The sequence below is a fragment of the Janthinobacterium sp. GW822-FHT07A03 genome (assembly GCF_058798815.1).
The window spans coordinates 419,033-431,531 of record NZ_JBXAKW010000006.1 but is presented as its reverse complement, the minus strand read 5'-3'; the positions used below and the strand labels follow the sequence as shown (position 1 = coordinate 431,531).

Here is a 12,499-nt window from a genome sequence, read left to right as displayed (position 1 = left end):
CCGCGCTGCAGGACCAGCGGGGAAGATCACGCGTGTTGGATTGGTTGCATGTCTAGGATACGGCAATTTTTTGCAACTCGTCAGAGTAGTCGGATACCGTTGCATTGGCACCTTCCAGTATGGAGTTTTGCATGTCAAGCATGATCTTGAACAAGTTTGACCGGTAAACATTGTTGGCCGAAACATGTGGTTTCAGATAGCCAAATCCCAATTCGTAACGGCGAGCCAGACTACAGTTTTGCATGCACAGCAGCATGGTGTCTATGTTGGCCTCCGACAATTCCTGAGCGTAGCGGATATTCAGACGAGATATCTCGGTACTACAGTCGAGCGTGTGCTGCGCTATCGCGTTGTAGCGATTCATCAGGGAATGCTTCGTGTCCTGGTGGAGTTGTTCCGGCGTGTTGGTGTTTACATCAGGCATAGTTTTCTCCAGATTGGTCTGTCGTGACATGAAAAAACGGTATCAAAGTAGTGAGGTGTCAACTGATTTAGTTTAGGGGGGCAAGTTGAAAATAGAAAAAGTACAAATGACATTTATCAAACGGCTGGGTAATTTCTATTGAGGAGGCCCGCTCATGTCGCATTGTTGGATAACGCAATCCGTGTCCGTTACCAGCAGCCCTAGTGAGACATCAGCACCGGCAGTGTCATCGACCGCAGCAGCGTGCGCGTGGCGCCGCCAAGCACTATTTCATTCCAGCGAGGATGGCCATAAGCGCCCATCACCAGAAGGTCGGCATGCAGCTTTTCCGTCAGTGATAGCAGGGCTTCACCCACTGACGTACCGATTGCGGCCGTGTGTGCCATGACCTGAACCTGAATGTCATGGCGCGCAAGAAATATCGCAATATCGGCACCAGGTTTTCCCGCATGGATGCTGGACTGTGGAGATGGATTGACCATGACTAAAGTGACGCGCTGGCTGTGGCGTAGCAGCGGCAGCGCATCGGCGACGGCGCGGGTGGCCGCCCGGCTGCCATCCCAGGCGACCAGCGCGTGCTGATCCAGATGCAGGTAGGTGCCCGTGCATGGCACAATCAGGACCGGCCTGCCGGAATGAAGGGCCACATGTTCAGGCAAATCCGGGGGCAGGCCGCTGTCGTCGTGGTCTGTGCTGCTTTGGCTCAGCACGAGCAAGTCTGCCTGCCGTGCCTGCAGTATCAGGTTCGTTTGGATATCATGGTCGCTCAAGCGCCGCTCGCAGGATACATCGAGAGATCGGGAATGGGTGTCAAAGCGCTCGAGTGCTCCTATTATGCGGCGGCTGGCCTCATACAGGTTCGACAGTGGCGCCGTTGCAGTACCGATCAGGTGGGCCTGCTGACTGCGGGCAATTATGCCTGCCAACACGGTACGTTCGTGAGCCTGAGGCGTTGCATCAACATGGACAACGATCGTTTTATAGTTCATGGCGGGCACCTGTTGGATGGATGAAGGCAGCCTAACAAATTCCGCGCGAAAAAATCATGATTTACATCATGTAGTTCCCCACAATTAATGACATCGTGGGTCAAGTGACTTCAAACAAATCGGTGTGGCCGAAACCCAGTTCATAGTTCAGTATGGAGATCACGCTGGGAGTGATGCGCACAAATACCAAGCCGGGCCACGGTGGCGCAGCGTTTGCATTGATGAGCTGTCGCAGTTGTGGGAAATGAAACAGCAACAGGTCGGCTACATGTGCCGTTTCGTCGGCCTCATGGACAAGGATGGCATTGCCTGCCATCGACAGGCCCCGGATATGATCCCAGTCCTGATAGGGTGGGGTAATGGTCAGAGAGACCTTGTCATGTTGGCGGATATTGTGCGCCTTTTGACTGCCCAGACCAATGCACGAATACAGGATCAGATCGTCATGCACATAATTAATCACTGTCGCTTGTGGATAGCCATCCGGGCGCAGGGTGGCCAATGTCAGATCGTGCGCGGCGTCCAGCAGATCCAGAATGCGCTGGTGGTGGGGTGGGTCCAGTGGCGTCATGGCTGCTCCCGGAAGCAATGCATATGCGGCGCCAGGCGCCAGACCTTTCATATTAGGAAAGTGCAGCATGCTTTGCAACTTGCCGGGCCGTGATTACCCAATTAAAAACTATTTCTGGAGGGACGGCAGAGTTAACTTCGGCAAGATGGGGCACGCTCGAGTGGACTTTGTACTGGTTATGTTGATGCTTATCAAATTCATCCACAGACGATCCTTTGCTTGACCGTTAAAGTGAACGGGTCGTGGCTGGCAAATGCTGCTCTTTCTTGTTTGAGGCGTGTCATGAACAAACGTATCCATGAACTGCAGGCCAGGATCAGACAGCTGGAACAGGAACTTGAGCAGGAGGTGAGGTTCCAGCGCAAGTCAGTCAACGGCGGATTGACGCCGTGCCGTCTTTTGCTGGCACGTACGGGATACGACCAGTGGCAGCGCCAGAGGACTGGGCTGATCCCCTACCTGAGGCAAGTGCAATGGCGCCGTATCGTGTTGCTTTCGATCGTCTATATGCCAGTCATTCCGTTGTTTTTGCTGGATCTGGCGGTCAGTCTCTACCAGCTTGCCTGTGCCCCCCTGTGTCGTATCCCCCGCGTGCGACGTTATGACTTTTTTGTGTATCACCGCAACGATCAGGCGTATTTGAATGTGCTGGAGATGCTCAATTGCCAGTACTACGCCTACGCCACTGGCTTACTCGCGTATGTGCGTGAAGTAGTGGTTCGTACCGAGCAGTACTGGTATACGATCAACCATCCGGCGAGTATCGCACTCATGCATGCCCGTTCCGGGCAGGGCATTGATTATGGCGATGTGGCTGCCTATCCCGGGGAACTGGATCCTGCTTGCCGACCTCGCTAAACGAGGGACGTGATGACCTGGAAAAAACGGTTGTCATTTGTGAGCCGGCGTTCATACTGCCGGTCTGATGTGGTCAATACTCCTCTTCGCATGTCCTGACCATGAGCATGGTATGAAAGTGGTGAAGACCAAGTTGTTAATGATGGTATTTTCGATGGTATCGAACAGCAATAGCTCAAAAAATCCAAGAAAAATCAGTAACTTGACTACCTCATTGACCATCGAGTGGGAATTATTGAGATCAAGCTCTGTTGAATTGTCACCGATGTTCAAGTCTGTGAGACTTTCTGAGCCGCACTAATTCTGGTGAGAAACATGAGCGGTCGATGTCTGAAATGGAAATGCTGAAAAATTGTTAAAATACCTCTGTTGTTTCACTTTTTTATCTTCATATGGTTGTGATACTTTCGGTGAAACTTGGGGCAAACTTGGGGCAATGGAAGATGGCGTCAGATCACTTTAGCGAAAAAGATACCGGAAGTTACCTGATTTTGCCCCTCGCTGTCGTAGGCTATTGTGATCTATGGTTACTTTGTTTCTAATTCGAAACTTGCACTTCCCACCAAGAATTCGCAAGACAATCAAGTACTTGTATCAAAGCCGACACATTACATTATGTGGTCGGCTTTTTTATTGCACGCAGATAACGCTAACGGACGGTTGGCAATGCCAACCGCGCCGCCAGCCGCTAATGTGACAGCACCGAATCGCGTGACCTGTGCCCGAGGTAGGGCAGCAAGCTGATGAGGCCAAGCACTGCCAGCGCGACACCGACCCACAGGGGGGAGCGCAGGCCGTAGCCGGCGGCGATGCCGAGGCCGCCGAGCCAGGAGCCGGCACCCAGGCCGATGTTGATGACGGAGGTGTGCACCGTGTTGACCAGCGATCCTGGGTGGGCGGTCTTCATCACGCGGGCGATGATGGCGGGATTCATCGACATGCCGACCAGGCCCATGACGACCAGCAAGGCGACGCTGATGGTTTTGTCGTGAGCAAAGACGGCGAACAGCGCCAGGCTGATGCTCAGGATGACCATGCCCCAGACCATGATGAGGATGGTATAGCGGTCTGCGTAACGGCCGACCACGCCGTTGCCCACCACGTTGGCGATGCCGTAGACACCCAGCAGCCAGGGGATAGCGGACGCTGGAAAGCCGGTAATTTCCGTCAGGATGGCCGCGAAATAGCTGAACGCCGCGAAAATCGCGCCGATGATGAGGCCGCTGCTGGCATACGCTGCCCACAGGTGGCGGTTGCGGAACTCCCCCAGTTCATTGCCGAGGCTGACGACTTCGGACGGCTTGGCGCGCGGCACCAGTACGGTGATGAGGGCCAGGCACAAGAGCGCCAGCAGCACCACCAGCCAGAAGCTGGCGCGCCATCCCAGGTGCTGGTCGATGAGCGTGGCGACCGGCACGCCCACCACGGAAGCGAGCATGAGGCCGCCGATCACGACGGCGGCGGCGCGTCCGCGCACGTTGGGGCTGACGATGTCGGCACAGATCGCCAGGGACAGGCCAAAACAGGTGGCGGCGGCCACGCCCGTGACCACCCGCGCGATGGCCAGGATGTCATAGCTGGTGGCGGACGCGGCGACGGATTGGGCCAGGACATAAAAGCCCAGCAGCCACAGCAGTCCCTGCTTGTTCGGCACGCGCAGCTTGAGCAGGACGATGGTGCTCAGCGGCCCGCCGATGACCATGCCCATGGCATAGAGCGAGATCAGATAGCCGATCCGTGTCACCGGTTCGTCCATGGCCAGGGCCAGCGACGGCATCATGCCCGCCACCATGAATTCGGAGGTGGTTAACGAAAAGATCGTCAACCCCAAAATGTAAACAACCAGCGGCATGGCAATATCCTTCGAGAGTAATGACTAAAGCACCTGCAAGCGTGGCGCGCGCGACTGCCGCATGCGGCCCTGGCGCGCGCCACGTGCTGGTCAGGTGTTGCAAGACGTAAAGACGCTGTCCGGAATGTCACCGACAAACAGGTTGGGAAAGTCGCGTACCGACGGGTGCTGCGGGTCGTTGCCCGTGACCATGCGCAGCAGGCGGTTGCCACCGGCCTCCAGGTAAAAGACCGAGGGCGGTTTGCCCGCTCGTTCCACTACCCAGGCGTCCGCCTCCCGGCCCAGCACGCTGTGGCTGCCGTCGTGACGGGCACCGCCGTCCTGCAGCACCGCTTGCGGCAGGAACAGGTCATGGAACGGTGTCACCTCATCGGCCAGCGCGGTGCCGTGCAGCTGCTCGCCAGTCGCCTTCGCCTGCCTCGTGTAGGCCACTTTCTGCTTGCGGCTTTGTTCACGCCTGGCGTCGCCGATTTCCGACATCCACAGCAGGTGTCCATGTTCCTTTTCCGGCCAGGGATTGAACAGGCCATCGATGCGGCAGATGTTGCGTGCATAGTCGAACCAGCAATAGCCGGACGTGACCTGGTCGTTCTCCTGTATCGGTGTCCAGTAGGAGATATAGGCGCTGCTCCATTGCAGCGGCAGCAGCGGCGGGGCGAGGTGTGTCGGCATGGCAGCTCCCTAGCGGCCCAGCGCGTAGCCGAGGCTGGCCATCAGCGCTTCCTGCAGCGACGGCAAGTCCTTGCGGCGTGCGTCGAAGCTGGCGGTCAGCTCTTCATTGCTCAGTCCGATACGCTCGCCCACGCTTTCAAACCACAGGCGGCTGCTGTTGGCGTGGTCCTTGAACAATTGCATCAGGGGCACGGCGCGCGCGTTGAAGTTGTCCAGGGCGGCCGCCGCGCCGGCTTCGGTATGGAGGGTTTTGACCAGCAGCAGGGCCGCCACCACGGCCATGGTGGTGCCATGGCCAATGGAAAAGTGTCCCGATTGCAGCGCATCGCCGAGCAGCACGAACTTGCCGTCGCAGGCCCGGTCGTGGCTGAGAGTCATGAAGTTGCGCCAGCCCTGGCCCGGTTGGCTCTGCAACCCGTGCTCACCGAGTTCGGCCTTGAAGGTTCGGGCGATATACGCGGCGGCGTCGCGTTCGGACAGCGCCTCCAGCTCGGCCTTGGCGTACGTTTCTTCGCTGCATTCGACGATAAAGGTGCTCATCGTGTCCGAGTATTTGTAGGCATGGCCGATGAAAATGCCTTGCTCATTGCTGCGGAACACCAGATTCATCTGGTCGAACAGCTGGGTGGTACCGTACCAGATGTATTTGTTGCGGCCGAAATCGATGTGCGGCGCCAGCGCTGGCGGCAAGTCCAGCGATTTGTAATTGACGCCGTTCGACACCACCACCAGGTCGTACTCCGCTGCCAGCTGCGCCGAGTCCGCTGGCGGCGTTTCGTAGCGGATGTCGATGCCGGCCGCCACGCACTTGGCGCGCAGGGCCTGCACCAGGGCCTGGCGTCCCACGCCGCACAGGGTAACGCCGGTGCTCATCAGCTTGGGCTGGTCGTGATGCACGAGCTTGAATTCTTCCAGGAACTGCGGATTAAGCCGTTCCGGCTGCTCCAGGTAAGAGAGCGGATTGGCGGGATGGCGTGGCGGCCGTCCCGGCAGTACCACCCCCCAGCCCAGCACTTCTTCCGGGGTGTTTTTTTCCGTAATGCGGATATCCCAGCCGGGCTGGGCCTGTTTCATCTGGCTGGCGAAGAGCAGGCCTGCGGGACCGGCGCCGATGACGAGAATGTTCATTAATTTACCCTTCCAAGTTTGTACCAAACGTTTTGTTTCTTCTGGATTTGCTGCAATTCATCGTAAGGAACCGATGTGAAGTACAGTTTCTCCGCCATGTCCGGCGGATAAACACGGGGGAATTTCTTGTGCATGTAGCGCGTGTAGCGCGTCTGCAGGAAGAAAATCAGGTTCGGATTGCTCAGCGCTTCATAGTTGGCGATCGCCATGTCCTGCATGGCGTCCGCCTGCACCTTGCGCTGCTGCGTGAACGCGGACAGGGCAGGGCCCAGGGCATTGCCGTGCTTTTCCAGCAGGGAAACGAAGACGTGGACGTCTTCCAGCGCCATGTTCATGCCTTGTCCGAGGAAGGGGGCGGTGGCATGCGCCGCATCGCCGATCAGCAGGATATTGGCCTTGTAGTGGAAGGTGCTGGAACGGACATTGATGAGGTCGTTGCTGGGCAGCGCCATGAACTGGTCCAGCATCTCCTGGCGGCGCTCCGGCGGCAGGGTGCCGAAGTAGCGGCTGAAGAAGTCGGCCATGGCTTCGCGGTTCAGCGTGCCAAGGCTGGGCGTGCCGGTGTAGGGCAGGCACAGGGCGAAGCTGATGCTGCCGTCCGGAATGGTGGCCGCGCGGCCGGCAAACAGGCCCTTGGAATCCATGCCGAAGAAGTACAGCAAGTCCTTCCGGAAACCCAGGTCCGCTGCGTTCGGCAACACCAGCGTCTTGTAGCCGTGGCGGAAGTAACTTTGTTTGAACTCGAAACGGCGCATGCCGCTTTGCATGGCGCGCCGCACGGCCGAGTGGGCGCCGTCGGCGCCAATGACCAAGTCGCCATACAACTGCTGCACGGTGCCGTCCTGGCCCTGGATCAGCACGATCTTTCTTTCCAGGTCGACATCCAGGCATTTATGCTCAAAGTAATACTTCACCGCGTGCTTGACGGCATGCCGGTTCAGCAGGCGCTGGAAGGCTGTGCGGTCCAGCGAGAGGGGAAACAGGCCTTCGAGCGGGGTCAGCTCGCGTATCCGGTGCCGGCCGCCTACGCTGAACGCCATGCCGACGATGGGTTCGCCGCACTGGTTGAGTTCCTGTTTGCTGATGCCCGCTCCCAGGACGGCCTTGATGCCGCGCACCGTCATGCTCACGCCGATGGCGCGCGAGTTGACCGGGTCGGCGTTCGCGGCATTCTCCACCAGCGGATCGCCGCGTTTTTCGATAACGTGGACATCGTGTCCCCGTTGCGCCAGATAAATGGCGCTGAGGCTACCTGCCAGGCCTCCGCCGACGATAATGATTTTATGCATTTCAGGCCTCTCTTGACATCTTTCCCCGAGATAAATCGGTAAGTTGCTGATTGAAAAATTCCAACATTTCTATCGGTGCCATGCCGATGACATCGCTCTCAAGGCCGCGCGCGTACTGCGCCAGCGCCAGGCATTTCTGCGCCAGCATGTCGCAGCCCAGGCTGTAGTCGCTGCTGACCCGGCTGCTGACGGGCTCGGGCACGGGCGGTCCCGCTTGGCGGCCGGGCACGCCCGATGGCATGTTCATCAGGGCGGCCGACAGGGGACGCAGCAGGCCGGTCATGATGTCGATGGACGCATTCATCAGGCGCGAGCGGCGCAGGCTGCCCAGCGGCTGTTGCGCGAAATGGTGCGCCATCAGCAGGAAGGTCAGTTCGTAGCAGCCCTGATACAGCTGCATCAGCGCGCGTGCCTTCTGATCGGTCACCACGCTGCAGTCCGCGCGCGCTTCCAGCACGGGATTCTTCAGCGCCGGCAGCGCCGGCTCGAACGGCTTGGCGCAGGCGGAAAACTTGCCGGCGATGGCGCGCAGCCGCTGGAAGTGCGACGAGGCAAAATGCGGCGAATCGACGGCCACGCCTTCGCCCTGTTCCGTGACGAAGTCGATGGCGAACAGCGCGCTGTCACGGTCGGACACTTCCAGCTGGTAGCCGGGATAGGCGCGGTTGGTCAGTTCTTTCAGGAACAGGTGGTGCTCGCCGCCGCGCTTGCCGCCGCCGCTCTCGAACAGGCCAGGCAGCTCGGCCACGGCCTGGCGGATCGCGATATAGAAGGTGGCAATCGATTTGCCCGGCGTGGGAAGGTAGTCGGGCCATTCGAAACGCACGAAGCGGGCCAGCACGTGTTCAGAAAATGGCTCGAACGCAAATTCCGTGTCCAGGCCGAAACGCTGGCGCGCCTGCTGGCCCAGCAGCGGGGTGCCGCCATAAAACGCTTCGCCCAGCGCCATCAGCACATTGTTGACTAATAAATAGTGAATCATTTCTTCATGGGCGATTTCCAGCAATGCGCCGCGCGTGCCGCTGTTGCGGCGCCGGTCCTCGCCGCCGCAGGCCAGTTCCAGCTCGGCCGGCAGCCAGCGGCCGGCCTGCACCAGCGCCGCTCCCTGCGCATAATTGGGAATCGAATACGCGGCATACAGGTATTGCAGCATGAGCGACAATTCCAGGTCGATGGCCTTTTTCAGTTCCTCGATCAGCTCCGCCTTGCCGCCGATGACATGCTGTGCCGCCGGTTGCGGCAGCGCCGCCCTGGCCTTTGCCTCGACCTGGGTCAGGTATTTGAGGAACAGGCGCGATTTTGGCAGCGACAGTTCGCGGGTGCTTGGCATGTAGTAGCTCTTGTCGCGGTTCTGCGGATCGCACATCTGCCACATCAGGCGCGAATACGTTTCGCACTTGCACTGGTCCGCCAGGCTGAAGACCTTGTCCGACATGAAGGGATACACGAGCTCGTAGTAGCTCATCACATGCCGGTAGAGGAAGGCGTAGTCGACCTGTTCGGCCGGTACGTCGTCGAGGTCCCAGTCGTCGGGCAGCACGCGCACGCCGAGGTACTGTTTGTCGTTGCCAGCCGCCAGCACGATCCTGGTCGCGCCCGGCTGGCGCCCCGTCAGGGTCAGCGCCGTGTAGCCGTGCCCGTGCGGCGACGGTTGCTGCTGCACGGCCAGCAGCGCGCCGTCCTCGGCCTGCGCCGAGAGGTCTGCGGGTGCCGCCAGCTCGCCGCGGAAGCGGCTTTGTACGGTGATGCTCTGCGGAAATTGTTCGTGCTTTTTCCCGTTCGGTGCTTCCAGGTACAGCTGGTTGCTGTCCGATTGCAGCACCCAGTCGGCCTCGTCCCACTGCGCCCGCGCGTTGCCCAGGCTGAGCGAACCCGGGGCGGGTGCATGTTGCAGCGGCACGTCGAAGACGCCGTGATGGCGCCAGTAGTCGCGGTACAGCGGTTCCGGAATCCGGGCCAGCAAGGTGCCGGCGCCGTCCTGCAGCAGCAGGTCGCCCAGCGCCTGCTTGTCGCCCAGGGCATGCGTGGGATGCTGTTCGGAAACAGCATCCGTGCCGCGCGTGGTAAACGGAATGGCGGTCGGCATGTTGAACGCGACGCGGTCCGCATGCAGCTTTACCAGCACGGGTCCCAGGCTGGTCTGGCGCGGCTGCAGCAGGCGGCCGGCCGGATAGGTGGCCAGCTCGTCGCGCCGCCACAGGCCGATGCTGCCGGCCAGGTCGTAGAACACGGGCGAGTCGGGTTTTTGCGGCGTCGACATATTGAACAGGCAATACTGCACCGTCAGGCCCAGCACCGCGTCGTCGGCCAGGACTTGCTGCAAGGCATGCATACTGGCCGGCAGCGGCAGGTCCGCATTGAACAGGAAATGCGGGTCGTGCTTGGACACGGAAAACTGGAACAGCCTGGCGCGGCCAAATTCCTCGTCCAGGAAATGCCCGCTGCGTTCCGTGATATGGCCGCTGCCGAGCCAGCGCACCGAGTGCGCCTGCGCGATGTCGGCAGTGAACAAGGTGGGCGTGTTGGGCGTGGCCAGCTTGTCGCTCAAGGTGAACTGGCCGGCGTAGATCAGCGTGGTGTCCGGCTGCGCCGGGTTGTTGTCGACCCACCTGGCGCGGTTGAACGTCGTGCGCAGGTACGCGTTGTAGTGGCCCCACAGGCCCAGCTTGGCGCCCACCAGCGCGTCCTGCGTATCGACCTCGCCATGGCGCAGCTGGACGCCCGTGATCCTCGCGTTTTCCCACGAGAAATGATTATTCCCGCAAAAATTATGGCCTGCCGCCTGGCTGAAGATGCCGTCCGGATCCGGCTTGCCCTCAGCATTGAAGCGGGGGGCAAGCTGTTTCAGGTGCGCATGGAATTCGGCCGGCGGCCGGCTCAGGTCGACAGCTTCGCCCGCCATCGATACCGTATTCGTGGCGATATCGATGTTGCCATGCGTATTGCGATTCCCCGTCGGCACATTGGCGCGGGCAAAACCCCGAAAATGCAGGCGGGGGAAGTCAAGTAGGCTCATGCGCGCTCGGTCGAGGAAGTGATGAAGGTATCGTTGGCGGCGGCGACGTCCTCCCGTTGACCGAGCCGCTGCAGCAACAGGCCGCTGGCGTGCTGGGCGCTGATCAGGCTGCCTTCCATCCAGCCGCAATGTGCGGTATAGGCATCCGAGCAGGAAATGATGCCGTCCCGGTGCAGCAGGACGGTAGGGTGCTCGGCTTCCGGCTCCACGCAAAACTCGACGCCATGCGGCCAGAACTTGTGGAAGTGCGCCTTGATCTGCGGCAGCGGCTGGCCATCGAGCGGCAGGACGTCTTCCAGGTGGCTGCGGACACGCTCCAGGTACACGTCTTCACCGAGTTCCAGGCTGTCGCGCCAGTAGGTGGCGCTTTTGCTGTCGGTATAGAACAGCACATACTTGTCGCTCTTGAAGTAGACCTTGCGCAGGGGATTTGCCGCCATCAGTACCTTGTCGGTCAGCCCCAGCGCATCCCACCAGGCCGTGTCGAAGGTGAAAAAACCCTTGAACAGGGGCAGCGAGTCGTACTGGAACGGGCTCCAGGCGGCAGGAAAATCCAGGTTCAGGCGCGGCATGGCGGACGGCGGGATGGTCATCACCAGATGGCGTGTGCGGTGCATCTGCGTGTCGCCGTGGTGGCTGAAGGCGAGCACATGCTCGGCGCCGGATTTTTCAACGGACAGCAGGCGATGCTCGAGCCGGAATTCCACCCCGGCGGCCTGGGCCTGGTGCTGCAACTGGCACAGCAAAGCGTGGTAGCCGTCGGTGGCATAGTGCCACTGGTTGGCGGCGTTTTCCGTAAAGTGCTGCGTTTCCGGGTGTTTCTTGATGATGTCGTACGCCATCACCGCCGACACCATCGGCAGCAGCAGGGCGTCATAGCCGGTCGCCTTGATGATGTGGGTGGCCTTGGCGGCGCCCAGGTAATGGCTGACGAACTCGAGGAAGGAGTCGTTCGGATGCTCCTTGAGCATCGGGCTCAGGCTATCGAGCGTTGCCTTCAGCTCTTCCAGCACGCTGTCGTGGGAAATGACCTCGGTGAACGGGTAGACGGCATGCGGCAGTCCGCTGCCCTGCATCAATTGCCGGAAATGCGGATGCAGTTGAGGCGAGTAGCGGGCGGCGCCGAGTTCGGCGATTTCTTCGCCGTCTATTTTCCGCGACTGGATGCGGCCGCCCACCGTGGCATTCAGGTCGAAGACCCGGATGCGCAGCTTTCTTTTGGCGGCGGCGTCGATCAGGCGGTTGGCGCAAGTCAAGCCGCCTATGCCGGCGCCAACGATGCAAATATCAGAATACGTGCTCATACGAAATTCCTTTTTAACGTTCATTAATCAAAAAGCTGCAAAATCGCTAGCAAAAGGTTCCCCGGCACGTGCAGGCAAGGGAGGGGGAACGCTGGGTGTTACCGCACTTGGCGAGCGTTTTCGGCTGGGGAATGAAGAGCCTGGCGAGAACTGGCGTTGTGTCTGGAATGGTCGATTCTTGGCAGCAGAGTTTCTGTTTCAAATCAAAGATGGCACCGACAGTAGCCCAGGCCTCGGGCAGTCAATTTGATAAATATCAATGTAGTTGTCGTTCGGTGTCGCGTCCTTGTCGACGCAGCGAGGCAGGCGGGATGGCGGCGGCAGTGCGCCGGGCAGTGGCAGGGCGGTATGGAAGGCGGTGCGGCTTATCGAGCCGCTGGGGGAGTGTCGCCGTTT

At 59.8% G+C, this 12,499-nt stretch carries 11 protein-coding genes; 2 read left to right on the top strand and 9 right to left on the bottom strand.

The window, feature by feature from the left end:
- Positions 1–52: 52 nt before the first annotated feature.
- From AC1RJW_RS19460 to AC1RJW_RS19450, 3 genes are all read right to left on the bottom strand, one after another.
- Positions 53–424: a hypothetical protein gene (locus tag AC1RJW_RS19460; RefSeq protein ID WP_493046442.1), complete on the bottom strand. Its 372-nt coding sequence runs from the start codon at positions 422–424 to the stop codon at positions 53–55.
- A gap of 200 nt (positions 425–624) precedes the next feature.
- Positions 625–1,413 (bottom strand): universal stress protein, encoded by a 789-nt coding sequence (locus AC1RJW_RS19455; RefSeq protein ID WP_493046441.1) that lies wholly within the window; start codon positions 1,411–1,413, stop codon positions 625–627.
- Between the two features lie 100 nt (positions 1,414–1,513).
- Complete coding sequence (locus AC1RJW_RS19450; RefSeq protein WP_493046440.1) at positions 1,514–1,984, bottom strand: pyridoxamine 5'-phosphate oxidase family protein; 471 nt, start codon at positions 1,982–1,984, stop codon at positions 1,514–1,516.
- A gap of 282 nt (positions 1,985–2,266) precedes the next feature.
- Here AC1RJW_RS19450 and AC1RJW_RS19445 point away from each other — a divergent pair, with 282 nt between their 5' ends.
- On the top strand, positions 2,267–2,842 hold the full coding sequence (locus AC1RJW_RS19445; RefSeq protein ID WP_493046439.1) for a hypothetical protein: 576 nt from the start codon (positions 2,267–2,269) through the stop codon (positions 2,840–2,842).
- Between the two features lie 688 nt (positions 2,843–3,530).
- Here the strand turns inward: AC1RJW_RS19445 and AC1RJW_RS19440 are convergent.
- The 6 genes from AC1RJW_RS19440 to vioA form a co-directional block, all read right to left on the bottom strand.
- Positions 3,531–4,694: an MFS transporter gene (locus AC1RJW_RS19440; protein WP_493046438.1), complete on the bottom strand. Its 1,164-nt coding sequence runs from the start codon at positions 4,692–4,694 to the stop codon at positions 3,531–3,533.
- 90 nt (positions 4,695–4,784) lie between these two features.
- Positions 4,785–5,366 (bottom strand): violacein biosynthesis enzyme VioE, encoded by a 582-nt coding sequence (vioE, locus tag AC1RJW_RS19435; protein WP_493046437.1) that lies wholly within the window; start codon positions 5,364–5,366, stop codon positions 4,785–4,787.
- Positions 5,367–5,375: 9 nt separating this feature from the next.
- The gene (gene vioD, locus AC1RJW_RS19430) at positions 5,376–6,494 is read right to left on the bottom strand and encodes a flavin-dependent violacein biosynthesis monooxygenase VioD (RefSeq protein ID WP_493046436.1); all 1,119 of its coding nucleotides are present in this window, start codon (positions 6,492–6,494) and stop codon (positions 5,376–5,378) included.
- Positions 6,494–7,783 (bottom strand): NADP-dependent violacein biosynthesis oxygenase VioC, encoded by a 1,290-nt coding sequence (gene vioC, locus AC1RJW_RS19425; protein WP_493046435.1) that lies wholly within the window; start codon positions 7,781–7,783, stop codon positions 6,494–6,496. Before vioC ends, vioD begins: the two co-directional genes overlap by 1 nt.
- 1 nt (position 7,784) lies before the next feature.
- Positions 7,785–10,799, bottom strand: coding sequence for an iminophenyl-pyruvate dimer synthase VioB (gene vioB / locus AC1RJW_RS19420; protein ID WP_493046434.1), 3,015 nt, complete (start codon positions 10,797–10,799; stop codon positions 7,785–7,787).
- Complete coding sequence (vioA, locus tag AC1RJW_RS19415; RefSeq protein WP_493046433.1) at positions 10,796–12,103, bottom strand: flavin-dependent violacein biosynthesis tryptophan-2 monooxygenase VioA; 1,308 nt, start codon at positions 12,101–12,103, stop codon at positions 10,796–10,798. Before vioA ends, vioB begins: the two co-directional genes overlap by 4 nt.
- On the opposite strand from vioA, the gene AC1RJW_RS19410 reads away from it, so the two are divergent.
- Complete coding sequence (locus AC1RJW_RS19410) at positions 12,078–12,353, top strand: hypothetical protein (protein WP_493046432.1); 276 nt, start codon at positions 12,078–12,080, stop codon at positions 12,351–12,353. The genes vioA and AC1RJW_RS19410 overlap by 26 nt on opposite strands.
- The last annotated feature ends 146 nt before the right edge of the window (positions 12,354–12,499 follow it).